The organism is Streptococcus sp. k-628 (assembly GCF_013277475.1).
In the GTDB taxonomy this organism is placed as follows: Bacteria; Bacillota; Bacilli; order Lactobacillales; family Streptococcaceae; genus Streptococcus.
Genome location: NZ_VMMZ01000023.1, coordinates 14,172 through 40,852 on the forward strand (window position 1 = coordinate 14,172; position 26,681 = coordinate 40,852).

At 40.1% G+C, this 26,681-nt stretch carries 18 protein-coding genes; 17 read left to right on the plus strand and 1 reads right to left on the minus strand.

All coding sequences use genetic code 11. From position 1 onward, the window contains the following. Window positions 1-10: 10 nt before the first annotated feature. Window positions 11-895 (plus strand): ROK family protein, encoded by an 885-nt coding sequence (locus HT730_RS03720; RefSeq protein ID WP_173306847.1) that lies wholly within the window; start codon window positions 11-13, stop codon window positions 893-895. A 15-nt stretch (window positions 896-910) separates the two neighbouring features. Here HT730_RS03720 and HT730_RS03725 read toward each other — a convergent pair whose 3' ends face one another. Further along, the gene (locus HT730_RS03725; RefSeq protein ID WP_173306848.1) at window positions 911-1,762 is read right to left on the minus strand and encodes a MurR/RpiR family transcriptional regulator; all 852 of its coding nucleotides are present in this window, start codon (window positions 1,760-1,762) and stop codon (window positions 911-913) included. A gap of 193 nt (window positions 1,763-1,955) precedes the next feature. On the opposite strand from HT730_RS03725, the gene pbp2b reads away from it, so the two are divergent. The 16 genes from pbp2b to HT730_RS03805 all read left to right on the plus strand — a co-directional run bounded on the left by pbp2b (window position 1,956) and on the right by HT730_RS03805 (window position 26,599). After that, entirely contained in the window at window positions 1,956-4,013 is a 2,058-nt protein-coding gene (gene pbp2b, locus HT730_RS03730; protein WP_173306849.1) for a penicillin-binding protein PBP2B, read from the plus strand. A 10-nt stretch (window positions 4,014-4,023) separates the two neighbouring features. Then, window positions 4,024-4,620, plus strand: coding sequence for a recombination mediator RecR (gene recR, locus HT730_RS03735; protein WP_125409633.1), 597 nt, complete (start codon window positions 4,024-4,026; stop codon window positions 4,618-4,620). Between the two features lie 175 nt (window positions 4,621-4,795). Next, entirely contained in the window at window positions 4,796-5,839 is a 1,044-nt protein-coding gene (locus HT730_RS03740) for a D-alanine--D-alanine ligase (protein WP_140196989.1), read from the plus strand. 84 nt (window positions 5,840-5,923) lie between these two features. Continuing rightward, on the plus strand, window positions 5,924-7,297 hold the full coding sequence (murF, locus tag HT730_RS03745; protein ID WP_173306850.1) for a UDP-N-acetylmuramoyl-tripeptide--D-alanyl-D-alanine ligase: 1,374 nt from the start codon (window positions 5,924-5,926) through the stop codon (window positions 7,295-7,297). 94 nt (window positions 7,298-7,391) lie between these two features. After that, on the plus strand, window positions 7,392-8,096 hold the full coding sequence (locus HT730_RS03750) for a TIGR02206 family membrane protein (RefSeq protein WP_001055238.1): 705 nt from the start codon (window positions 7,392-7,394) through the stop codon (window positions 8,094-8,096). 218 nt (window positions 8,097-8,314) lie between these two features. Next, window positions 8,315-9,688 (plus strand): cell division protein FtsA, encoded by a 1,374-nt coding sequence (gene ftsA / locus HT730_RS03755; RefSeq protein WP_173276636.1) that lies wholly within the window; start codon window positions 8,315-8,317, stop codon window positions 9,686-9,688. A 16-nt stretch (window positions 9,689-9,704) separates the two neighbouring features. Continuing rightward, complete coding sequence (ftsZ, locus tag HT730_RS03760; protein WP_000144272.1) at window positions 9,705-10,964, plus strand: cell division protein FtsZ; 1,260 nt, start codon at window positions 9,705-9,707, stop codon at window positions 10,962-10,964. Between the two features lie 4 nt (window positions 10,965-10,968). Next, window positions 10,969-11,640 (plus strand): YggS family pyridoxal phosphate-dependent enzyme, encoded by a 672-nt coding sequence (locus tag HT730_RS03765; protein WP_001101071.1) that lies wholly within the window; start codon window positions 10,969-10,971, stop codon window positions 11,638-11,640. A 9-nt stretch (window positions 11,641-11,649) separates the two neighbouring features. Then, window positions 11,650-12,189 (plus strand): cell division protein SepF, encoded by a 540-nt coding sequence (locus tag HT730_RS03770; protein WP_173306851.1) that lies wholly within the window; start codon window positions 11,650-11,652, stop codon window positions 12,187-12,189. Next, a complete protein-coding gene (locus HT730_RS03775; RefSeq protein ID WP_000576513.1) occupies window positions 12,189-12,452 on the plus strand; it encodes a YggT family protein in 264 nt (87 codons plus the stop codon). The genes HT730_RS03770 and HT730_RS03775 overlap by 1 nt, the downstream gene beginning before the upstream one ends. Beyond that, window positions 12,449-13,234 (plus strand): RNA-binding protein, encoded by a 786-nt coding sequence (locus HT730_RS03780; RefSeq protein ID WP_173306852.1) that lies wholly within the window; start codon window positions 12,449-12,451, stop codon window positions 13,232-13,234. The genes HT730_RS03775 and HT730_RS03780 overlap by 4 nt, the downstream gene beginning before the upstream one ends. Window positions 13,235-13,242: 8 nt before the next feature. Continuing rightward, window positions 13,243-14,124, plus strand: coding sequence for a DivIVA domain-containing protein (locus HT730_RS03785; RefSeq protein WP_173306853.1), 882 nt, complete (start codon window positions 13,243-13,245; stop codon window positions 14,122-14,124). A 252-nt stretch (window positions 14,125-14,376) separates the two neighbouring features. Further along, on the plus strand, window positions 14,377-17,169 hold the full coding sequence (ileS, locus tag HT730_RS03790) for an isoleucine--tRNA ligase (protein ID WP_173306854.1): 2,793 nt from the start codon (window positions 14,377-14,379) through the stop codon (window positions 17,167-17,169). A 183-nt stretch (window positions 17,170-17,352) separates the two neighbouring features. Beyond that, window positions 17,353-23,298, plus strand: a complete 5,946-nt coding sequence (locus tag HT730_RS03795) for a ZmpA/ZmpB/ZmpC family metallo-endopeptidase (protein ID WP_240151458.1) — start codon at window positions 17,353-17,355, stop codon at window positions 23,296-23,298. A gap of 144 nt (window positions 23,299-23,442) precedes the next feature. Continuing rightward, window positions 23,443-24,135: a phosphoglycerate mutase gene (locus tag HT730_RS03800; protein ID WP_000240129.1), complete on the plus strand. Its 693-nt coding sequence runs from the start codon at window positions 23,443-23,445 to the stop codon at window positions 24,133-24,135. Window positions 24,136-24,187: 52 nt separating this feature from the next. Beyond that, window positions 24,188-26,599, plus strand: coding sequence for a glycoside hydrolase family 95 protein (locus tag HT730_RS03805; protein ID WP_173306855.1), 2,412 nt, complete (start codon window positions 24,188-24,190; stop codon window positions 26,597-26,599). Window positions 26,600-26,681: the final 82 nt, after the last annotated feature.

Genomic DNA, 26,681 nt, shown 5'->3' on the forward strand with positions numbered 1-26,681 from the left:
GGAGGTATTTATGACACACTATGTTGCAATTGATATCGGTGGAACTAACATCAAGTATGGTTTGGTTGATCAAGAGGGGCAACTTCTTGAATCGCATGAAATGCCAACAGAGGCGCATAAAGGTGGACCACATATTTTACAAAAGACAAAAGATATCGTAGCCAGCTATTTAGAAAAAGGCCCAGTAGCAGGTGTTGCTATTTCTTCAGCAGGAATGGTGGATCCTGACAAGGGTGAGATTTTCTATGCTGGACCTCAAATCCCTAACTACGCAGGCACCCAGTTCAAAAAGGAAATCGAGACTAGCTTTGCTATTCCTTGTGAAATTGAAAATGATGTCAACTGTGCAGGTCTGGCTGAAGCGGTATCTGGTTCAGGCAAGGGAGCGAGTGTCACCCTTTGCTTGACTATTGGAACCGGTATCGGTGGTTGCTTGATTATGGATGGGAAAGTCTTCCATGGTTTTAGCAATTCGGCCTGTGAAGTTGGTTATATGCATATGCAGGATGGAGCGTTCCAAGATTTGGCTTCTACAACAGCCTTGGTGGAGTATGTAGCAGCAGGTCATGGAGATCCAGTTGATCAGTGGAATGGCCGACGTATCTTTAAGGAAGCCACTGAAGGAAACAAAATCTGCATGGCTGGTATTGACCGGATGGTAGACTATCTAGGAAAAGGTCTGGCAAATATTTGCTATGTGGCTAATCCAGAAGTAGTCATTCTCGGTGGTGGTATCATGGGACAAGAGGCTATCCTCAAACCCAAGATCCGTACAGCCTTGAAAGAGGCTTTGGTACCAAGTTTGGCTGAGAAAACACGATTAGAATTTGCCCATCACCAGAATACAGCAGGGATGTTGGGTGCCTATTATCACTTTAAAACAAAACAATCCTAGTTTGGCTCAGCCAAACTAGGATTTTCTGACACGTTTTTGTCTACGATAGCCGTTGAGTTTTTTATTTTCCCAGTAGCTATTAAAGATTTTCTCCTTGCTTTCACGATTGATTTCCAAAAAATAGGCATAAATCAAATCGATAAAGAAGAGCATAGGAAGTTGAGCAGATATACGTTGAATGTAGGAAGGCTGACTGTGGCTAGCAACAAGAACGTTTTCTGTATAGGTCTGACTATCTTTATTGGGAACACTTGTAAAGAGTACAGTCTTTGCCCCCATCTCCTTAGCGTCTAATAGACTATCTAAAATAGAAGGTGTTGTGCCAGAAAGTGAGAAACCGAGTACGAGACAATTTTCATCCATAATGCTGGTTGTCCAAGCAAAGCCGTCTTGATCAGTCAAGGCCTCGCAGACCACACCTAGACGCATAAAGCGCAATTTCATTTCACGAGCGACAAGGCCAGAACTACCTGTTCCAAAGAAGTAGACACGATCAGCATCTTCGATTAACTGGGCGATTCGTTCAAGTTGTTTTTCGTCAATCAAGTCCTGTGTTTGTTCCCGCATGTGATTGTAGCTTCTAAGAACTCGTTTTGTCAGGGGGCTGTGGTCGGGATGTTGGCTAGCTTGATTTTCTGCCTGATGTTGGTATTGGAAAATAAATTCTCGGTAGCCAGTAAAGCCACATTTTTTAGCAAAACGGGTCAAAGCAGCTTGAGAAATATGTAATTTTTGGGTGACTTGTTGAGAAGATAAATCATCTGTAATCGTTTCAGCTTGCAAAAAATAGCGAGCGATTTCTTGCTCTAGGTCTGTCATTTCTTCAAAATGTGAATCAATGACAGTTGCGATATCTGGTTTGTCCATAGGGAAGGCTCCTTTAAATGAGTCGTGTTGGAAAAAGACTAGATTATTGAACTTTTACATTCATTATAACATATAATATAGAGATGGATAAATAAAAACGTATCTTACTGTAAAAACGAAAAAAAGCTTCTTTCTTTTCCATAATTTTCTGCTCAAATTGTGGTACAATTAAGAGTAAGATTTTAAGTTAGAAATGAGACTGATTTGTATGAGAAAATTTAACAGCCATTCGATTCCGATTCGGCTTAATTTATTGTTTTCAATTGTCATTTTACTCTTTATGACCATTATTGGTCGTTTGTTGTATATGCAGGTTTTGAACAAGGATTTTTACGAAAAAAAGCTAGCCTCAGCTAGTCAGACCAAGGTCACAACCAGTTCTGCTCGTGGGGAAATCTATGATGCTAGTGGAAAACCTTTGGTAGAAAATACGTTAAAGCAGGTTGTTTCCTTTACGCGTAGCAATAAAATGACGGCTACAGACTTAAAAGAAATAGCTAAAAAGTTACTGACTTATGTGAGCATCAGTTCGCCAAACTTGACAGAACGCCAGCTGGCAGATTACTATTTGGCTGATCCTGAAATCTATAAAAAAACAGTGGAAGCTCTCCCAAGTGAGAAACGCTTGAATTCAGATGGCAATCGTCTATCCGAATCAGAACTGTATAACAATGCGGTCGATAGTGTCCAAGCGAGTCAACTAAACTATACAGAGGATGAAAAGAAAGAAATCTATCTTTTTAGTCAGTTAAATGCTGTTGGAAACTTTGCGACGGGAACCATTGCGACAGATCCTCTAAATGATTCTCAGGTGGCTGTTATTGCCTCTATTTCAAAGGAGATGCCTGGCATTAGTATTTCTACTTCTTGGGATCGAAAGATTTTGGAAACTTCCCTTTCTTCTATAGTAGGGAGTGTATCCAGTGAAAAAGCCGGTCTCCCAGCGGAAGAAGCAGAAGCCTATCTTAAAAAGGGCTATTCTCTAAATGACCGTGTTGGAACCTCCTATTTGGAAAAGCAATATGAAGAGACCTTACAAGGAAAACGCTCGGTAAAAGAAATCCATCTGGACAAATATGGCAACATGGAAAGTGTGGATACAATTGAGGAAGGTAGTAAAGGAAACAATATCAAGCTGACCATTGATTTGGCCTTCCAAGATAGCGTGGATGCTTTGCTGAAAAGTTATTTCAATTCCGAGCTAGGAAATGGTGGAGCCAAGTATTCTGAGGGTGTGTATGCAGTCGCCCTTAACCCCAAAACAGGTGCTGTTTTGTCTATGTCAGGACTCAAACATGACCTGAAAACGGGAGAGTTGACTCCTGATTCCTTGGGAACGGTAACCAATGTCTTTGTCCCAGGTTCGGTTGTTAAGGCCGCTACCATCAGCTCAGGTTGGGAAAATGGTGTTTTATCAGGAAACCAAACCTTAACAGATCAGCCTATTGTTTTCCAAGGTTCAGCTCCAATTTATTCTTGGTATAAATTGGCATATGGATCTTTTCCTATTACAGCTGTGGAAGCCTTGGAGTATTCATCCAATGCTTACGTGGTTCAAACCGCTCTTGGAATCATGGGCCAGACCTATCAACCCAATATGTTTGTCGGCACCAGCAATCTAGAGTCTGCTATGGGGAAATTGCGTTCAACCTTTGGTGAATATGGTTTGGGTTCTGCGACTGGGATTGACCTACCAGATGAATCTACTGGATTGGTTCCCAAAGAGTATAACTTTGCCAATTTCATTACTAATGCTTTTGGCCAGTTTGATAACTACACACCGATGCAATTAGCCCAGTACGTTGCAACTATTGCTAACAATGGTGTTCGTCTAGCTCCACATATTGTCGAGGGAATATACGACAACAATGATAAGGGTGGCCTTGGGGAATTAATCCAAGCAATAGATACCAAGGAAATCAACAAGGTCAATATTTCTGAATCAGATATGGCAATCTTGCACCAAGGATTTTACCAAGTATCGCATGGAACTAGTCCCCTTACGACAGGACGGGCGTTTTCAGATGGCGCCACTGTTTCTATCAGTGGTAAGACCGGTACAGGTGAAAGCTATGTAGCTGGTGGTCAAGAAGCTAATAATACCAATGCCGTGGCCTATGCTCCAACAGAAAATCCTCAAATTGCAGTTGCAGTAGTCTTTCCTCATAATACCAATTTAACCAAAAATGTTGGGCCAGCAATTGCTCGCGACATTATCAATTTATATAACCAACACCATCCAATGAATTAGAAAGGAAGCCATGCTTTATCCAACACCTATTGCTAAGTTGATTGACAGTTATTCCAAACTTCCTGGTATTGGGATTAAGACAGCAACTCGACTGGCCTTTTATACTATTGGAATGCCGGATGACGACGTCAATGAATTTGCAAAAAATCTCCTTTCTGCTAAGAGAGAGCTGACCTACTGTTCCATCTGCGGTCGCCTGACTGATGACGATCCTTGCTCTATCTGTACCGATCCGACTCGTGACCAGACAACGATTTTAGTTCTCGAAGATAGTCGCGATGTGGCAGCCATGGAGAATATCCAAGAATACCATGGACTCTATCATGTCTTGCATGGACTCATTTCTCCCATGAATGGTATTAGTCCAGATGATATCAATCTCAAGAGCCTCATGACTCGTCTTATGGATAGTGAAGTTTCAGAGGTAATCGTAGCAACAAATGCTACAGCAGATGGTGAAGCGACGTCCATGTATCTTTCACGTTTGCTCAAGCCAGCTGGTATCAAGGTTACGCGTCTAGCACGAGGCCTCGCTGTGGGAGCAGATATCGAGTATGCGGACGAGGTTACACTCTTACGAGCCATTGAAAATCGGACAGAGTTGTAAGTGGAGACAAATGAACACACTCCATTCATTTATTTAAAAAATCGAGGAGGCCGACAGTTGTTTTATCGGTCTCTTTTTAGATTTATTGAAGACCAGTATCAGGTTCAAGTTTCAAAAAAGAAGCAAATATGATATACTAAAGAATGAGTATTCTATTAGAATTGGAACAGATAATATGAAACAAACGATTATTCTTTTATACGGTGGACGTAGTGCAGAGCGTGAAGTCTCTGTTCTTTCAGCTGAAAGTGTCATGCGTGCGGTCAACTACGATCGTTTCACAGTCAAGACTTTCTTCATTAGCCAGTCAGGTGACTTTATCAAAACACAGGAATTTAGCCAGACCCCAGGTCAAGAAGACCGTCTCATGACAAATGAAACCATTGATTGGGATAAGCAAGTTGCACCAAGTGCCATCTACGAAGATGGTGCAGTAGTCTTCCCAGTCCTTCACGGTCCGATGGGAGAGGATGGCTCAGTTCAAGGATTCTTGGAAGTTTTGAAAATGCCTTACGTTGGTTGTAATATCTTGTCATCTAGTCTTGCCATGGACAAAATCACCACCAAACGTGTCTTAGAATCTGTTGGGATTGCTCAAGTTCCTTATGTGGCCATTGTCGAAGGTGATGATGTGACTGCTAAAATCGCTGAAGTTGAAGGGAAATTGGCTTATCCAGTTTTCACAAAACCATCAAACATGGGTTCAAGTGTCGGTATTTCTAAGTCTGAAAATCAAGAAGAACTCCGTCAAGCTTTGAAACTTGCCTTCCAATATGACAGCCGTGTCTTGGTTGAGCAAGGAGTGAATGCTCGTGAAATCGAGGTTGGTCTCTTGGGCAACTACGATGTCAAGAGTACACTACCAGGAGAAGTTGTCAAGGATGTTGCCTTCTATGACTACGATGCCAAGTATATTGATAACAAGATTACCATGGATATTCCAGCCAAAATCAGTGATGATGTGGTAGCTGTCATGCGTCAAAATGCAGAAACGGCCTTCCGTGCCATTGGGGGCCTCGGTCTCTCTCGTTGCGATTTCTTCTATACAGATAAGGGAGAGATTTTCCTAAATGAGCTCAATACCATGCCAGGTTTTACCCAGTGGTCAATGTATCCACTACTTTGGGACAATATGGGAATCAGCTATCCAGACTTAATCGAGCGATTGGTTGACCTTGCCAAGAAAAGTTTTGACAAGCGCGAAGCGCATTTGCTATAAAAATGAAAGAGAGGGTAGAAGCCAGAACCGTCACTGCCAGGTGATTAGAGTTCTCGGACTTCGACCCTTTTTAAAGGAGTAGAAATGAAACTTACAATTCACGAAGTTGCCCAAGCTGTTGGAGCTAAAAATGATGTTAGTCTTTTTGCGGATGCTCAGTTAGAAAAGCCTGAGTTTGACAGTCGTTTGATTGGGACAGGAGATTTGTTTGTGCCACTTAAAGGTGCGCGTGATGGTCATGACTTTATCGAAACAGCCTTTGAAAATGGTGCAGCAGTGACCTTGTCTGAGAAAGAGGTCGCAAATCATCCCTACCTTTTAGTAGATGATGTTTTGACTGCCTTTCAACAACTAGCTGCCTACTATCTTGAGAAAACGGGAGTTGATGTCTTTGCAGTTACAGGTTCAAATGGCAAGACAACGACCAAGGATATGTTGGCGCACTTGCTATCAACAACTTACAAAACCTACAAAACACAAGGCAACTACAATAACGAGATTGGTCTTCCTTACACGGTTCTCCACATGCCTGAAGAAACAGAAAAGTTGGTCTTGGAGATGGGACAGGATCACTTGGGAGATATTCATCTCTTGTCTGAATTGGCTCGTCCAAAAACAGCCATCGTAACCTTGGTTGGAGAAGCCCATTTGGCCTTTTTCAAAGACCGTTCTGAGATTGCTAAAGGGAAAATGCAAATTGCAGACGGGATGGCTGAAGGTTCTTTGCTTTTGGCACCAGCTGACCCGATTGTAGAGGCCTACTTGCCAGCTGATAAAAAGGTGGTTCGTTTTGGGCAAGGAGCAGAGCTGGAAATCACAGACTTGGTTGAGCGTAAGGACAGTCTTACATTTAAGGCTAATTTCTTGGAACAAGACCTTGATTTGCCAGTGACTGGTAAGTACAATGCGACCAATGCTATGATTGCGTCCTATGTTGCCATACAAGAAGGAGTGACTGAGGAACAAATTCGTCAGGCCTTCCAACATCTTGAATTGACGCGTAACCGTACCGAGTGGAAGAAAGCAGCCAATGGAGCAGATATCCTGTCAGATGTTTACAATGCCAATCCAACTGCTATGAAGCTGATTTTAGAGACTTTCTCTGCCATTCCAGCCAATGAAGGTGGCAAAAAAATCGCTGTCTTGGCGGATATGAAGGAACTGGGTGACCAGTCTGTTCAACTCCATAATCAGATGATTTTGAGCCTTTCTCCAGATGTGCTTGATACCGTTATTTTCTATGGAGAAGACATTGCTGAATTAGCCCAATTGGCTAGTCAAATGTTCCCAATCGGCCACGTTTACTACTTCAAAAAAACAGCTGACGAGGACCAATTTGAAGACCTAGTCAAGCAGGTCAAAGAAAGCCTTGGAGCCCACGACCAAATCCTACTCAAAGGCTCCAATTCTATGAATCTAGCCAAGTTGGTAGAAAGTTTAGAAAATGAAGACAAGTGATTTTGTCAAACATTTACGTATTTTTAAATCCATTTTTGACAAATAGCATGGTATAATAATATGCAGGAAAATTTTGAATCATGAGGAAGACTAGATGAATTTATGGGATATTTTCTTTACGACCCAAGCAACAGAACCACCCAAATTTGACCTTTTTTGGTACGTGAGTATATTTACACTATTAGCCTTGACCTTTTATACAGCCTATCGTTATCGTGAAAAGAAGGTTTACCAACGATTTTTCCAAATCTTGCAGGCAGTTCAGTTGATCCTCCTTTATGGCTGGTATTGGGTCAATCATATGCCACTGTCAGAAAGTTTACCCTTTTACCATTGCCGTATGGCTATGTTTGTGGTGCTCTTGCTTCCTGGTCAGTCTAAATATAGGCAGTATTTTGCATTGCTAGGAACATTTGGGACATTAGCAGCCTTTGTTTATCCAGTGCCAGATGCCTATCCTTTCCCCCATATTGCGATTTTGTCCTTTATCTTTGGGCATTTAGCACTCTTGGGGAACTCTCTAGTTTATCTATTGAGACAGTATAATGCGCGATTGCTGGATGTGAAGGGAATTTTTCTCATGACCTTTGGACTAAATGCCTTGATTTTTGTGGTCAATTTAGTAACAGGTGGAGATTACGGATTTCTGACAAAACCACCATTGGTTGGAGACCATGGCTTAGTAGCTAATTATTTAATCGTTTCTCTGGCCTTGTCAGCGGCGATTACGTTGACAAAGAAAATCTTGGAACTATTTTTAGAACAAGAAGCAGAAAAAATGATTGCAAAGAAAGCTTAGAAATGAGCTTTCTTTTTTCATAAATCTGATTTTTTATAATTTGTTTGGAAAATAAAAAAAGTTGATGAGCAAAAGTGAAAAAATAGCAAGTAAATTTAGGAAAAAACTAAGCACAATTAGATTTTTTGTGTTATAATATTCTGTGAATAGCTATGCCTATGTTTAGCTATGGAATAATACGAAGTGCGAAACTTGGAAGATAGAGAGGATGCGATGTAATGGCTAGAGAAGGCTTTTTTACAGGTCTAGATATTGGAACAAGCTCTGTCAAGGTGCTTGTAGCCGAGCAGAGAAATGGTGAATTAAATGTAATTGGCGTGAGTAATGCCAAAAGTAAAGGTGTAAAGGATGGAATTATTGTTGATATTGATGCAGCAGCAACTGCTATCAAATCAGCTATTTCCCAAGCAGAAGAAAAGGCAGGCATTTCGATTAAATCAGTGAATGTCGGCTTGCCTGGTAATCTTTTGCAGGTAGAACCAACTCAAGGGATGATTCCAGTAACATCTGATACCAAGGAAATTACGGATCAAGATGTTGAAAATGTTGTCAAATCAGCTTTGACAAAGAGTATGACACCTGACCGTGAAGTCATTACCTTTATTCCTGAAGAATTTATTGTGGATGGTTTCCAAGGGATTCGTGACCCACGTGGCATGATGGGGGTTCGCCTTGAAATGCGTGGCTTGCTTTATACAGGTCCTCGTACTATCTTGCACAATTTGCGTAAGACGGTTGAGCGTGCAGGTGTTCAGGTTGAAAATATTATTATTTCGCCACTAGCAATGGTTCAATCAGTTTTGAATGAAGGTGAACGTGAATTTGGTGCTACAGTGATTGATATGGGGGCAGGTCAAACGACTGTCGCTACAATCCGTAACCAAGAACTTCAGTTCACCAATATTCTCCAAGAAGGCGGAGATTATGTAACTAAGGATATCTCTAAAGTCTTGAAAACTTCTCAGAAGTTGGCTGAAGGTTTGAAATTAAACTATGGAGAGGCTTACCCTCCTCTTGCAAGCAAAGAAACCTTCCAAGTAGAAGTTATTGGAGAAGTAGAAGCAGTCGAAGTGACGGAAGCCTACTTGTCAGAAATTATTTCTGCACGAATCAAGCACATCCTTGAGCAAATCAAGCAAGAATTAGATAGAAGACGTCTATTGGAGCTCCCTGGTGGTATTGTCTTAATCGGTGGGAATGCCATTTTACCAGGTATGGTTGAACTTGCTCAGGAAGTCTTTGGCGTCCGTGTCAAGCTTTATGTTCCAAATCAAGTTGGTATCCGTAATCCAGCCTTTGCGCATGTGATTAGTTTATCAGAATTTGCGGGTCAATTAACAGAAGTGAATCTTTTGGCTCAGAGAGCGATAAAAGGTGAGAATGACTTAAGTCATCAGCCAATTAGTTTTGGTGGGATGCTGCAAAAGACAGCTCAGTTTGTACAATCAACGCCTGTTCAACCAGCTCCTGCTCCAGAAGTAGAGCCGGTGGCGCCTACAGAACCAATGGCGGATTTCCAACAAGCTTCACAAAATAAACCGAAATTAGCAGATCGTTTCCGTGGCTTGATCGGAAGCATGTTTGACGAATAAAGAGGAAAAATAAATTATGACATTTTCATTTGATACAGCTGCTGCTCAAGGTGCAGTGATTAAAGTAATTGGTGTCGGTGGAGGTGGTGGCAATGCCATCAACCGTATGGTCGACGAAGGTGTTACAGGCGTAGAATTTATCGCAGCAAACACAGATGTACAAGCATTGAGTAGTACAAAAGCTGAGACTGTTATTCAGTTGGGACCTAAATTGACTCGCGGTTTGGGTGCAGGAGGTCAACCTGAGGTTGGTCGTAAAGCTGCTGAAGAAAGCGAAGAAACGCTGACGGAAGCTATCAGTGGTGCAGATATGGTCTTCATCACTGCTGGTATGGGAGGAGGCTCTGGAACTGGAGCTGCTCCTGTTATTGCTCGTATCGCCAAAGATTTAGGTGCTCTTACAGTTGGTGTTGTAACACGTCCTTTCGGTTTTGAAGGAAGCAAACGTGGACAATTTGCTGTTGAAGGAATCAACCAACTACGTGAGCATGTAGATACTCTATTGATTATTTCAAACAACAACTTGCTTGAAATTGTTGATAAGAAGACACCACTTTTGGAGGCTCTTAGCGAAGCAGATAACGTTCTTCGTCAAGGTGTTCAAGGAATTACCGATTTGATTACCAATCCAGGATTGATTAACCTTGACTTTGCCGATGTGAAAACAGTTATGGCAAATAAAGGGAACGCTCTAATGGGTATTGGTATCGGTAGTGGAGAAGAACGTGTGGTAGAAGCAGCACGTAAGGCAATCTATTCACCACTTCTTGAAACAACTATTGACGGTGCAGAAGATGTGATTGTCAACGTAACTGGTGGTCTTGACTTAACCTTGATTGAAGCAGAAGAGGCTTCACAAATTGTGAACCAGGCGGCGGGTCAAGGAGTGAACATCTGGCTCGGTACTTCAATTGATGAAAGTATGCGTGATGAAATTCGTGTGACAGTTGTAGCAACGGGTGTTCGTCAAGACCGCGTAGAAAAGGTTGTGGCTCCACAAGCTAGACCGACTACTAACTACCGTGAGACAGTGAAACCAGCTCATTCACATGGCTTTGATCGTCATTTTGATATGGCAGAAACAGCTGAATTGCCAAAACAAAATCCACGTCGTCTGGAACCAACTCAAGCATCTGCTTTTGGTGATTGGGATCTTCGCCGTGAATCGATTGTTCGTACAACAGATTCAGTCGTTTCTCCAGTTGAACGCTTTGAAGCCCCAACATCACAAGATGAAGATGAATTGGATACACCTCCATTTTTCAAAAATCGTTAAGTAAATGAATGTAAAAGAAAATACAGAACTTGTTTTTCGAGAAGTCGCAGAGGCGAGTCTGAATGCTCATCGAGAGAGTGGTTCAGTCTCTGTCATTGCAGTTACCAAGTATGTAGATGTACCGACAGCGGAAGCCTTGCTTCCGCTAGGTGTTCATCATATCGGTGAAAATCGTGTCGATAAGTTTCTGGAAAAATATGAAGCTTTAAAAGATCGAGATGTGACTTGGCATTTGATTGGTACCTTGCAAAGACGTAAGGTGAAAGATGTCATACAATTTGTCGATTATTTCCATGCATTGGACTCAGTAAAGCTAGCAGAGGAAATACAAAAAAGAAGTGACCGAGTCATCAAGTGTTTCCTTCAAGTAAATATTTCTAAAGAAGAAAGCAAACACGGTTTTTCGAGAGAGGAACTGCTGGAAATCTTGCCAGAGTTAGCTAGACTAGATAAGATTGAATATGTTGGTTTAATGACGATGGCACCTTTTGAGGCTAGCAGTGAGCAGTTGAAAGAAATTTTCAAGGCGACCCAAGATTTACAAAGAGAAATTCAAGAAAAACAAATTCCAAATATGCCTATGACAGAGTTAAGTATGGGAATGAGTCGTGATTATAAAGAAGCGATTCAATTCGGTTCCACCTTTGTTCGTATAGGTACATCATTTTTTAAGTAGGAGAGAACCATGTCTTTAAAAGATAGATTCGATAGATTTATAGATTATTTTACGGAGGATGAGGATTCTACGATTCCTTATGAAAAAGGAAATGAACCCGTGTTTACTCCAGTAAATTCTTCACAGGAACCGGCTCTCCCAATGAATCACCCTTCACAGTCGGCTGGTACAAAAGAGAACAATATCACCAGACTGCATGCACGACAACAGGAATTGGCAAATCAGAGCCAGCGTTCAACTGATAAGGTTATTATAGATGTTCGTTATCCTAGAAAATATGAAGATGCAACAGAAATTGTTGATTTATTGGCAGGAAACGAAAGTATCTTGATTGATTTTCAGTATATGACAGAGGTGCAGGCTCGTCGTTGTTTGGACTATTTGGATGGAGCTTGTCATGTTTTAGCTGGAAATTTGAAAAAGGTAGCTTCTACCATGTACTTGTTGACACCAGTGAATGTTATTGTAAATGTTGAAGATATCCGTTTACCAGATGAAGATCAACAGGGTGAGTTCGGTTTTGATATGAAGCGAAATAGAGTACGATAATGATTTTTTTAATTCGTATGATTTATAATGCAGTGGATATTTACTCCCTGATTTTGGTAGCCTTCGCTGTCATGTCTTGGTTTCCAGGTGCCTACGAATCCAGTTTAGGTCGTTGGATTGTAGCGTTGGTAAAACCAGTGCTTGCTCCCTTGCAACGCCTGCCTTTACAGATAGCGGGTCTTGATTTATCTGTTTGGGTTGCGATTGTTTTGGTTCGATTTTTAGGAGAAAACCTAGTCCGTTTTCTGGCGATGATAGGATGAATAAAGGGATTTACCAGCATTTCTCCATAGAAGATCGTCCATTTCTTGACAAGGGAATGGAATGGATAAAGAAGGTAGAAGATAGCTATGCTCCTTTTTTAACTCCTTTTATCAATCCTCATCAGGAGAAGCTATTAAAGATTTTGGCCAAAACCTATGGTCTTGCTTGTAGCAGTAGTGGGGAATTCGTCTCGAGTGAGTATGTTCGAGTTTTATTATACCCAGATTATTTCCAGCCAGAGTTTTCAGATTTTGAAATATCTCTCCAAGAAATTGTGTATTCCAATAAATTTGAACACTTAACGCATGCTAAGATTTTAGGAACAGTCATCAATCAATTAGGAATTGAACGGAAACTTTTTGGAGATATCCTAGTATATGAAGAACGGGCGCAGATTATGATTAATCAGCAGTTTCTTCTTCTCTTTCAAGATGGATTAAAGAAAATTGGCCGTATATCCGTTTCGCTGGAGGAACGTCCTTTCACCGAGAAAATAGATAAGCTAGAACAGTATCGAGAACTGGATTTATCTGTGTCTAGTTTTAGATTAGATGTTCTTTTATCAAATGTTTTGAAACTATCAAGGAATCAGGCAAACCAGTTGATTGAAAAGAAACTTGTCCAAGTAAATTATCATGTGGTAGACAAATCAGATTATACTGTTCAAGTTGGAGACTTGATTAGTGTGAGAAAATTTGGGCGCTTGAGATTGCTTCAAGATAAGGGACAAACAAAAAAAGAGAAGAAAAAAATAACCGTCCAGTTATTATTAAGTAAGTGAGGAATAGAATGCCAATTACATCATTAGAAATAAAGGACAAGACCTTTGGGACTCGATTCAGAGGTTTTGATCCAGAAGAAGTCGATGAATTTTTAGATATTGTAGTTCGTGATTACGAAGATCTTGTTCGTGCGAATCATGATAAAGATTTGCGTATTAAGAGTTTAGAAGAACGTTTGTCTTACTTTGATGAGATGAAAGATTCATTGAGCCAGTCTGTATTGATTGCCCAAGACACAGCTGAGCGAGTGAAACAAGCGGCACATGAACGTTCAAACAATATCGTTCACCAAGCAGAACAAGATGCGCAACGCTTGTTGGAAGAAGCTAAATATAAGGCAAACGAGATTCTTCGTCAAGCAACAGACAATGCTAAGAAAGTTGCTGTTGAAACAGAAGAATTGAAGAACAAGAGCCGTGTCTTCCACCAACGTCTCAAATCTACAATTGAGAGTCAGTTGGCTATTGTTGAATCTTCAGATTGGGAAGATATTCTCCGTCCAACAGCTACTTATCTTCAAACCAGTGATGAAGCCTTTAAAGAAGTGCTTAGCGAAGTACTTGGAGAACCGATTCCAGCTCCAATTGAGGAAGAACCAATTGATATGACACGTCAGTTCTCTCAAGCAGAAATGGCAGAGTTACAAGCTCGTATTGAGGCAGCCAATAAAGAATTGGCTGAATTTGAAGCTCAGGCTAAACAGGAAGTGGGAAATCCAACTCCTGTAGTGAGTCCTCAAATGGAAGAAGAGCCTGCTCATCCAGTTGGTCCAATGTACGAAGAACCAGAAGTAGCTCCAGTACATCCTTCGGCTCCAACACCAGCTACAGAAACGTTTGATTCAGCACCAGGATTTGAAGCACCGCAAGAATCCGTTACAATTTTATAAGAAACGATGTGAGAACAATATCTTATCCTTATATTTCCAGCGAGCAGGAGATGGTGTGAGTCCTGCATTCCCTAATGATAAGATTATCCTCTCAAACAATCAAGTCTGAATGGAGTAAGATTTGACGTTCCCCACGTTACGGGATAAGAGGGAGAAAGACTAAATCTTTTTCCGAATAAAGGTGGTACCACGATTTTCGTCCTTTTTGGAAGTCGTGGTTTTTAATTTGTGATTATTTATAAAGGAGATACCATGAAACTCAAAGATACCCTTAATCTTGGGAAAACAGCTTTCCCAATGCGTGCAGGACTTCCGACCAAAGAGCCAGTTTGGCAAAAGGAATGGGAAGATGCAAAACTTTACCAACGTCGTCAAGAATTGAACCAAGGAAAACCTCATTTCACCTTGCATGATGGCCCTCCATACGCTAACGGAAATATCCACGTTGGACATGCTATGAACAAGATTTCAAAAGATATCATTGTTCGTTCAAAATCTATGTCAGGTTTTTACGCACCATTTATCCCAGGTTGGGATACTCATGGTCTGCCAATCGAGCAAGTTTTGGCAAAACAAGGTGTCAAACGTAAAGAAATGGACTTGGTTGAGTACTTGAAACTTTGTCGTGAATACGCTCTTTCTCAAGTAGATAAACAACGTGAAGACTTTAAACGTTTGGGTGTTTCTGGTGACTGGGAAAATCCATATGTGACTTTGACTCCTGATTATGAAGCAGCCCAAATCCGTGTATTTGGTGAGATGGCTAATAAAGGTTATATCTACCGTGGTGCAAAACCAGTTTACTGGTCTTGGTCATCTGAGTCAGCCCTTGCTGAAGCAGAGATTGAATATCATGACTTGGTTTCAACTTCCCTTTACTATGCCAATAAGGTAAAAGATGGCAAAGGGGTTCTAGATACAGATACTTACATCGTTGTCTGGACAACTACTCCATTTACCATCACAGCTTCTCGTGGTTTAACTGTTGGTGCAGATATTGATTACGTTTTGGTTCAACCTGCCGGTGAAGCTCGTAAGTTTGTGGTTGCTGCAGAATTATTGACTAGCTTGTCTGAGAAATTTGGTTGGGCTGATGTTCAAGTGTTGGCAACTTACCGTGGTCAAGAATTGAACCACATCGTAACAGAACACCCATGGGATACAGCTGTAGATGAGTTGGTTATCCTTGGTGACCATGTTACAACTGACTCTGGTACAGGTATCGTCCATACAGCTCCTGGTTTTGGTGAGGACGACTACAATGTCGGTATTGCTAATGGTCTTGAAGTCGCAGTGACTGTTGACGAACGTGGTATCATGATGAAGAATGCTGGTCCTGAGTTTGAAGGTCAATTCTATGACAAGGTAGTTCCAACTGTTATTGAAAAACTTGGTAACCTCCTTCTTGCCCAAGAAGAAATTTCTCACTCATACCCATTTGACTGGCGTACTAAGAAACCAATCATCTGGCGTGCAGTTCCACAATGGTTTGCTTCTGTATCAAAATTCCGTCAAGAAATCTTGGATGAAATTGAAAAAGTAAAATTCCACTCAGAATGGGGTAAAGTCCGTCTTTACAACATGATTCGTGACCGTGGTGACTGGGTTATCTCTCGTCAACGTGCTTGGGGTGTTCCACTTCCAATCTTCTACGCTGAAGACGGTACAGCGATTATGACAGCTGAAACTATTGAGCATGTAGCTCAACTCTTTGAAGAACATGGTTCAAGCATTTGGTGGGAACGTGATGCTAAGGACCTCTTGCCAGAAGGATTTACTCATCCAGGTTCACCAAATGGTGAGTTCAAAAAAGAAACAGATATCATGGACGTTTGGTTTGACTCAGGTTCATCATGGAATGGAGTTGTGGTAAATCGTCCAGAGTTGACTTACCCAGCAGACCTTTACCTAGAAGGTTCAGACCAATATCGTGGTTGGTTCAACTCATCACTCATCACATCTGTTGCCAACCATGGTGTAGCACCTTACAAGCAAATCTTGTCACAAGGTTTTGCCCTTGATGGTAAAGGCGAGAAGATGTCTAAATCTCTTGGAAATACCATTGCTCCAAGCGATGTTGAAAAACAATTTGGTGCTGAAATCTTGCGTCTCTGGGTAACAAGTGTAGACTCAAGCAACGACGTGCGTATTTCTATGGATATCTTGAGCCAAGTCTCTGAAACTTACCGTAAGATTCGTAATACCCTTCGTTTCTTGATTGCCAATACATCTGACTTTAACCCAGCTCAAGACGCAGTAGCATACGAAGAGCTTCGCTCAGTTGATAAGTACATGACGATTCGCTTTAACCAGCTTGTCAAGACCATTCGTGATGCCTATGCGGACTTTGAATTCTTGACAATCTATAAGGCCTTGGTGAACTTTATCAACGTTGACTTGTCAGCATTCTACCTTGATTTTGCCAAAGATGTTGTTTATATCGAAGGTGCCAAATCATTGGAACGCCGTCAAATGCAGACTGTCTTCTATGACATTCTTGTGAAAATTACCAAACTCTTGACACCAATCCTTCCTCACACTGCGGAAGAAATCTGGTCATATCTAGAGTTTGAAGCCGAAGACTTCGTTCAATTGTCAGAATTGCCAGAAGCGGAAACTTTTGCTAACCAAGAAGAAATCTTGGATACATGGGCTGCCTTCATGGACTTCCGTGGACAAGCTCAAAAAGCCTTGGAAGAAGCGCGTAATGCCAAAGTAATCGGTAAATCACTTGAAGCTCACTTGACAGTTTATCCAAATGAAGTTGTGAAAACTCTACTCGAAGCAGTAAACAGCAATGTAGCTCAACTTTTGATCGTGTCAGACTTAACCATCGATGAAGGACCAGCTCCAGAGAGTGCAGTAAGCTTTGAAGATGTTGCCTTTACAGTTGAACGCGCTGCAGGCCAAGTATGTGACCGTTGCCGTCGTATCGACCCAACAACAGCAGAACGCAGCTACCACGCAGTTATCTGTGACCACTGTGCAAGCATCGTAGAAGAAAACTTTGCGGACGCTGTCGCAGAAGGATTTGAAGAGAAATAAGGTTGAAAAATTTCTATGCGTCTAGTATATAAAAATCAGTTATTCCAAGTTTATAATCTCTCTTGTGAGATGCTAAAGTTTGATGAGAATTGGTTTTGCTAATACTAGGAGAAAGTAAGTATGCTAAAATCGCAAGATTGTTTTTCTTGCGATTTCTTAAACTAGTGAGGAAAAATAAACATTATGAGACAAACAAATGTTAGAGGAACATTATCTCTCCGTGGCTTTAGAAAATTAAGAACTGGTGCAATTGTTGCGACAGGTGTGATTTTATTGGGTCTGGGCTTTTTAGCTCCAACTGTATCAGCCAGTGAACAAGATGGTGTCTGGGTAGCCAGAACAGTTGAGGAAGTGAAAGCTGACCTTCAAAAAGAAGGTGATTTATTTAAGTATGTCATTAAGTGGGGAGATACATTAAGTGTTATCAGCGAAGCAAGCAATATCCCGGTAGATGTACTCCAAGAAATGAATCAAGCTTCAGGTAAGAATTTATTCTTACCACACAATGAATTGTACTTTACCGAAGCTGAAACGGTTTCAGATACAGTCACAAAACACAAGATTGTCATCAAAGAAAGTGGTGCAAGTGGCGAAGTTCGCACTTACGAGGTCTTGCTCAAGAAAGATCAGGAAACAAAAGCTGTTACCTTTGAATTAACAGATGTCACTGAGAAAGTTGAAAAAATGACTGTGAACTATAGCCCAGTTTATCAGCCTGTATCAGCACCAGTAGTGGAAAGTGCGGAAGAATCAGTTGAAGAACTTGCCCCAGTAGCACCAGCTGTGACAAGCCCAGAAGTTAAAGAAGAAACAGAAGCTCCAGTAGTACCAAAAGCAGAAGACGAAGCGACTACACCGGCACCAAAAGAAACAGCACCAGAGGTGGTAACACCAGCTGAATCAAACGCAGAAGTGGCAACAGAATCAGCAGAGCCAGAGGTAGCGAAACCAGCTGTACCAAAAGAAGAGAAGCCAGCGACTCCAACACTGAAAGAAGAGAAGCCAGCCACACCAGCACCGAAAGCGGAAGAGCCAGCGTCAGCGGTAGAGGGTACAACTGCAGGAGAACACGGTCAACCAGTAGAAGAAACCCCAGCACTATCAAAACCAGAAACCCCAGCTTCAACAGAAGAAGTAGCAACTGAACCAAAAGGAACAGAGTCAGAGGCAGCGAAACCAGCTCCAAAAGAAGCAGGAACAACAGCAGGAAATGAAGTAAAAGAAACTGAAGAAGCAGGAACAGGTTCAGAAGTAGCTACAACAGGTGCACCAGCAGCGGAAGGAAGTTCAGAAGCGACTCTAGGTTCAACAGAAGAAGCTTCAGGAACAACACCAAAAGCAGAAGTTTCAGAAGCACCAGTGGTAGAGGCTACAACTTCAGGAGAACAAAGCCAACCAGCAGAAGAAACCTCTGTTGAGGAGACAGGAAAACAAGATAGCGCAACAAATACACCGTCAGCTGAGTCTAAAGAAGAAGCGGTAACAACACCAGAAGCAACAGAAAAAGAAGCAAAAGCAGAAGAGTCAGCAGAACCAGGAACATCTGCAACTGTGGAATCAACACCAGCAGGAGAAGAAGGTAAAGCCGAAGCAACGGAAGAAGCTGAAGAACCAGGAATAATAGCAGAAGCAACCCCAGCACCAAAAGAATCAGGAGAAGAAGGTAAAGCGGAGGATTCAGTTTCTTCAACTGAATCTTCATCAACTGCTTCTGAAGGGGAGTCAACAGCTACGCAGCCAGCTGTAGAAGCAGAAACAGATTCAACATCGGAAGCTGAAGAACTTGCAACTACGGAAACAGCAACAGCACCAAAAGCGGAAGAGCCAGAGGCGGCAACCCCAGCTTCAGAAGTACCATCAGAATCAGAGTCGAAAGAAGAAGATTCATCTGCAGGGGATACAACAGTTACAGAAGAACAGCCGGCTTCAGAAACTGTCTCTGAAGGTGGGTCACCAGCTACACAACCAGCTGGAGAAGAAAATAAATCCGAACCAACGTCAGAAACTTCAACTATTCCATCTGTAGATGCTACAAATGATTCAGGTAATTCAGAGTCATCACCTTCAGTAACAGAAGGCAATAAAGAAGAAACAAATTCACAAAATACTGAAGCTTCGACTGTGAACGAAAACTCAGAATCATCTAATTCAGATTCAGAAAAACCACAGGGTGATGAACCAGCTGTACAAGTAGGATCAGACCCAACAGCGTCAACAGAAGGAACATCTACAGGAAAAGAAGAATCAGCACCAAAAGCAGAAGAAAAACAAGTCGACAAGAAACTAGAGCTTAGGAATATTTCAAATGTGGAATTATTTACAGTAGAAAATAATAAATATCGACATGTAACCTCATTTGATACGGTTCCAAATAATCCTAGTAACTACTTTATGAAAGTAAAATCAGAGAAGTTTAAAGATGTGATGTTACCTGTCTCAAGTATTACAAGTGTCAGAAGAGATAATCAAGAAGTATATAAAATTGTTGGTCGAGCAAATGATTTAATTCAACATGAAAATGATAGTACTGTAGAAAATTATACTTATTATTTACCAAAAACTATTAATAGTGAAAACGAAGTTTATACATCATTTAAAAATCTAGTAGAAGCAATGAATAGAAATTTACATGGTACGTTTCGTTTAGGAGCAACTATGGATGCTCGTGAAGTAGAACTTTCGGATGGTCAAGAAAGTTATATAAATCAAGAATTTAGTGGTACATTAATAGGTACAAACAATGATAAGAACTATGCTATATATAACTTGAAAAAACCGTTATTTAAAGTTTTAAATCATGCTGCTATTCAAGATCTTTCAATAAAAGAAGCTAATGTTTCTTTGAAAGAAGATGCTGCTACAATAGCGAAAGAGGCGAATAATGGTACTACAATTACAAATGTTCATTCATCAGGTGTAATTGCTGGTGAGCGTAGCATTGGTGGTTTGGTTTCAAAAGTAACTGACTCTACAATTTCTAATAGTAGTTTTACAGGTAGAATAACAAATACTTATAATACAAATGCTACTTATCAAATAGGTGGTTTAGTTGGCAAACTTTCAGGTGTTGGTGCTTTAATAGAAAACTCAATTTCATCTATCGATATGGCGACAAACGCTAATCAAGGGGACCAAACAGTTGGTGGTATAGCTGGGGTTGTTGATAGAAGTGCTAGAATTAGTAATAGTTACGTTGAAGGAAATCTTAACAATGTGAAGCCTTTTGGTAAAGTAGGAGGAGTTGTAGGTAATCTTTGGGATAATTCAGGTGAAGTTGAAAATTCAGGTCGACTATCTGATGTATTAAGCGATGTCAATGTTACTAACGGTAATGCTATTGCTGGTTATGATTTTAATGGTATAAAAGCAACTAACACTTATAGTAATAAAAATAATAAGGTGGTAAAAGTAGTTCAAGTAGATGACGAAGTACTTAGTAAAGATTCTGAAGAGCAAAGAGGAACTGTGCTAGAAGCGGATGAGATTAATGTGAAAAAAGCTCAACTTGTTCCTAAAAATAATATTAAAACTGAGGACTTTAATTTCTCTTCTAAATATGGAACGGATTATAGTAAATTAAAAGATGTTGATGTTTCTAGGTTAAGGGTGTATAAAAATATAGAAAAATTACTGCCATTTTATAACAGAGAGACTATTGTTAAGTATGGTAATTTAGTGGATACTAATAATGCTTTATATACTAAGGATCTTGTGTCTGTAGTTTCAATGCATGACAAAGAAGTAATTTCTGATATTAATAAACATAAAGCTAGTATTAATAAGTTGTTACTACATTATTCAGATAATACTTCTCAAACATTAGATATAAAATATCTACAAGATTTCTCTAAAGTAGCAGAATACGAAATAACTAATACAAAATTAATATACACACCTAATACGTTATTACATAATTACAATAATATTGTAAAATCTGTTTTAAATGATCTGAAATCTGTTCAATATAATTCAGCTGATGTTAGAAAAGTATTAGATATTTCTAATGATATAAAATTAACAGAATTATATCTAGATGAACAGTTCGATAAAACAAAAGCAAATATTGAAGATACTTTATCAAAACTTCTTTCTGCAGATGCGGCAATAGCTGAAAATAATAATTCGATAATAGATAATTATGTAGTAGAAAAAATTAAGAATAATAAAGAGGCGTTGCTTTTAGGTTTAACATATCTTGAACGTTGGTATAATTTTAAATATGATAATGCAAGTACAAAAGATTTAGTATTATATCATTTAGATTTCTTTGGTAAATCTAATAGTTCTGCATTAGATAATGTTATTGAGCTAGGTAAATCAGGATTTAACAATTTATTAGCTAAAAATAATGTAATTACTTATAATGTATTATTATCAAAAAATTATGGAACTAAGAGTTTATTTGAGGCATTGGAAAAATATAGAAAAGTTTTAGTGCCGAATAAAACAAATAACGAATGGTTTAAAGAACAATCTAAAGCTTATATAGTAGAAGAAAAATCTACAATTCCTGAAGTAAGCGAAAAACAATCTAAGGAAGGGACGAAGTATTCTATTGGAGTATATGATAGATTAACTAGCCCTTCTTGGAAATATCAAAGTATGGTGTTACCGTTATTAACACTACCTGAAAAATCAGTGTTTATGATAGCGAATATTTCAACTATAGGATTTGGAGCCTATGACAGATATAGAAGTTCAGAATATCCTAAGGGAGAAAAGTTAAACAAATTTGTAGAAGATAATGCACAAGAAGCGGCTAAACGATTTAGAGATCATTATGATTATTGGTACAAAATACTAGATACGAAAGAAAAAGATAAATTGTTTAGAAGTATTTTGGTATATGATTCTTTTAGATTTGGTAATGATAAAGATAAAAATACTAGTCAAGCAGATTTTGAAACTGATCATCCAGCAATAAAACATTTCTTCGGTCCTGCGGGGAATAATGTTGTTCATAATGGACACGGAGCATATGCTACGGGAGATGCGTTCTACTATATGGCTTATCGTATGCTTGATAAGGCTGGCGCAGTAACATATACTCATGAAATGACACACAACTCAGATAGAGAAATTTATCTTGGAGGATATGGAAGAAGAAATGGGCTTGGACCAGAGTTTTATGCAAAAGGATTATTACAAGCTCCCGATCATCCAGATGATGCAACAATCACGATAAACTCTGTATTGAAATATGATGAAGCGGAAAATGCTAATAGACTACAAGTGAAAAATCCAACTCAACGATTTAATAATGCAGAAGACTTGCGTAAATATATGCATAACTTATTCGATTTAGTTTATATACTTGAAAAATTAGAAGGAGAAGCAGTAGTTAACTTAGGTGCCAATGAGAAAGGTGAGCTATTAAGGAAAATAGAGAATGAGTATAAACCTGATCCTGATGGAAATGATGTTTATGCAACGAATGTAGTCCGTAGATTAAAACCTGATGAGCTTAATAAGTTAACCTCTTTCAATAGTTTAATAGAAAACGATATAATCACAAGAAGAGGGTATATTGATGAAGGTGAGTATAAACGAAATGGATACTACACAATCAATCTTTTCTCGCCAATATATTCTGCCTTAAGTAGTGATAAAGGGACTCCGGGTGATTTAATGGCTCGTCGTATGGCATTTGAACTATTAGCTGCAAAAGGATATAAAGAAGGTATGGTACCATATATTTCTAACCAATATGAAAATGAAGCGAAAGCTAATGGAAGTAAAATTAATTCATACGGTAAAGAAGTAGGATTGGTAACTGATAAATTAGTGCTTAATAAGATATTTAATAACCAGTATTCATCTTGGGCTGATTTTAAAAAAGCTATGTATAAAGAACGAGAAAATAAATTTAATAACTTAACAAATATTAGCTTTATAAATCCTAATAATTGGGGACGTCAAGAGACGATAACTATTGATAGTATTGCTAAGTTAAGAAATATAATTAAAGAAGCGGTTCAGGCGGATGCTACTAATTATGCTTCAATATTATATCCAAAAGAAAGTAGTAAAGTTTACAAACTTAAAAAAGCTATTTTCAAAGCTTATCTAGATAAAACTGATGATTTTAGAAGTTCAATTTTTGATGAGGAAAATAAATTTACTAATTAGGGTAGCACATGAAGATAGGTTTCGTTTCTTCATGTGTGAAACTCTTTCCTTTTTGGTTTTGACTAGCTTTTTTGTGAAAAATTGTGTAAAATAGAATAGATAAACGAGGGGAAACCTCGGAAAATTTAAAGGAGAATCCATCTAATGGTAAAATTGGTTTTTGCTCGCCACGGTGAGTCTGAATGGAACAAAGCTAACCTTTTCACTGGTTGGGCTGATGTTGATTTGTCTGAAAAAGGTACACAACAAGCGATTGACGCTGGTAAATTGATCAAAGAAGCTGGTATCGAATTTGACCAAGCTTACACTTCAGTATTGAAACGTGCTATCAAAACAACGAACTTGGCTCTTGAAGCTTCTGACCAATTGTGGGTTCCAGTTGAAAAATCATGGCGCTTGAACGAACGTCACTACGGTGGTTTGACTGGTAAAAACAAAGCTGAAGCTGCTGAACAATTTGGTGATGAGCAAGTTCACATCTGGCGTCGTTCATACGATGTATTGCCTCCAAACATGGACCGTGATGATGAGCACTCAGCTCACACAGACCGTCGTTACGCTTCACTTGACGACTCAGTTATCCCAGATGCTGAAAACTTGAAAGTGACTTTGGAACGCGCCCTTCCATTCTGGGAAGATAAAATCGCTCCAGCTCTTAAAGATGGTAAAAACGTATTCGTAGGAGCTCACGGTAACTCAATCCGTGCCCTTGTAAAACACATCAAAGGTTTGTCAGATGACGAAATCATGGACGTGGAAATTCCTAACTTCCCACCATTGGTATTCGAATTTGACGAAAAATTGAACGTCGTTTCTGAATACTACCTTGGAAAATAAAAAATTGTAAGCCTAGGATTGATTTCTAGGCTTTTTATGTTAGTATGGTAGTATGATAAGGAATAAAAAACAAGATTATGTATTGGCCTACAAGCAACCAGCGTCGACAACATATAAGGGTTGGGAAGAAGAGGCCTTACCGATAGGTAATGGTTCTCTAGGGGCAAAGGTATTTGGCCTTATAGGGGCTGAGCGGATTCAATTCAATGAAAAAAGTCTCTGGTCTGGAGGTCCACTTCCTGATAGTTCAGATTATCAGGGTGGAAATCTTCAAGATAAGCATAATTTTTTAGCTGAGATTCGGCAGGCTTTGGAAAAGAGAGATTACAATCGGGCTAAGGAATTGGCTGAACAGCATTTGGTCGGGCCAAAAACAAGTCAATACGGAACCTATCTATCTTTTGGAGATATTTTCATTGAATTTAGCCAGCAAGGCACGATTTTGTCTCAGGTGACGGATTACCAGAGACAGTTGAATATCAGTAAGGCGCTGGCTACGACTTCCTATGCCTATAAGGGGACGAGATTTGAACGTGAAGCCTTTGCCAGTTTTCCAGATGATCTCTTGGTTCAACGCTTTACTAAGGAAGGGGCGGAAACTCTAGATTTTACTATAAAACTGTCCTTGACCCGTGATTTGGCTTCTGATGGAAAGTATGAGCAGGAAAAATCTGATTACAAGGAGTGCCAGCTGGATATTACTGATTCTCATATCTTGATGAATGGAAGAGTTAAGGATAACGATCTGCGGTTTGCTAGTTATCTAGCTTGGGAAACGGATGGAGACATTAGGGTCTGGTCGGATAAGGTTCAGATATCAGGAGCCAGTTATGCCAATCTCTTCTTGGCAGCTAAGACGAATTTTGCCCAAAATCCTGCTAGCAATTATCGCAAGAAAATAGATTTAGAGCAGCAAGTAAAGGACTTGGTGGAGATAGCTAAAGAAAAGGGCTATACCCAATTGAAATCAAGGCATATTCAGGACTACCAAGCCTTATTCCAGCGTGTTCAATTGGATTTGGAAGCTGATGTTGACGCATCCACTACAGATGATTTGTTAAAAAATTATAAGCCACAAGAGGGGCAGGCTTTGGAGGAGCTATTCTTCCAGTATGGGCGGTATTTATTGATTAGTTCTTCTAGAGATTGCTCAGATGCTCTACCAGCTAACCTACAGGGAGTCTGGAATGCGGTCGATAATCCTCCTTGGAATTCGGACTATCACTTGAATATCAACCTTCAGATGAATTATTGGCCAGCCTATGTTACCAATCTCCTAGAGACGGCTTTCCCAGTCATCAACTATATCGATGATTTGCGTGTCTATGGTCGTCTAGCGGCTGCAAGGTATGCAGGAATCGTCTCTCAGGAAGGGGAGGAGAATGGTTGGTTGGTTCATACTCAAGCGACTCCTTTTGGCTGGACGGCACCTGGTTGGGATTACTATTGGGGTTGGTCACCAGCTGTCAATGCATGGATGATGCAAACCGTTTATGAAGCCTATACATTTTATAGGGACAAAAACTATCTTAGGGAGAAAATTTATCCCATGTTGAGGGAAACGGTACGTTTTTGGAATGATTTTTTACATGAGGATAGACAGGCGCAGCGATGGGTATCTTCTCCGTCTTATTCCCCAGAACATGGGCCGATTTCGATTGGCAATACCTATGACCAATCTCTGATTTGGCAATTATTTCATGATTTTATTCAGGCTGCTCAGGAATTGGGTCTGGATGGGGATTTGTTGACTGAGGTCAAGGAGAAGTTTGAATTACTAAATCCTTTGCAAATCACTCAATCTGGTCGAATCAGGGAGTGGTATGAGGAGGAAGAGCAGCATTTTCAAAATGAGAAGGTGGAGGCCCAGCATCGGCACGCTTCCCATCTAGTGGGACTCTATCCTGGCAATCTCTTTAGCTACAAAGGACAAGAGTATCTTGATGCGGCGCGTGCTAGCCTCAATGATCGTGGAGATGGCGGCACAGGCTGGTCCAAGGCTAATAAGATCAATCTCTGGGCGCGTTTGGGAGATGGCAATCGAGCCCATAAATTATTAGCAGAGCAGTTAAAGTCATCGACCTTGCCAAATCTTTGGTGTAGCCACCCTCCTTTTCAGATAGATGGTAATTTTGGTGCTAGCAGTGGCATGGCAGAAATGTTACTCCAGTCTCATGCAGCTTATCTGGTACCTCTAGTCGCCCTACCCGATGCATGGTCAAGAGGTTCCGTTTCAGGCTTAATGGCACGTGGACATTTTGAAGTGAGCATGAGGTGGGAGGATAAAAAACTTTTACAGATGACCATTTTATCAAGGAGTGGAGGAGATTTGCGAGTCTCTTATTCAGGTATTGAAAAAAGTGTGATTGAAGTGAATCAAGAAAAAGTAAAAGTGAAATGCATAGAGAAAGATTGTATTTCGGTGGCAACAGCAGAAGGTGATCTGGTTCAATTTTCTTTTTAAGAAGATGTCATACTCTTCTAAAATCTCTTCAAACCACGTTAGCTTTATCTGCAACCTCAAAGCGGTGCTTTGAGCAACCTGC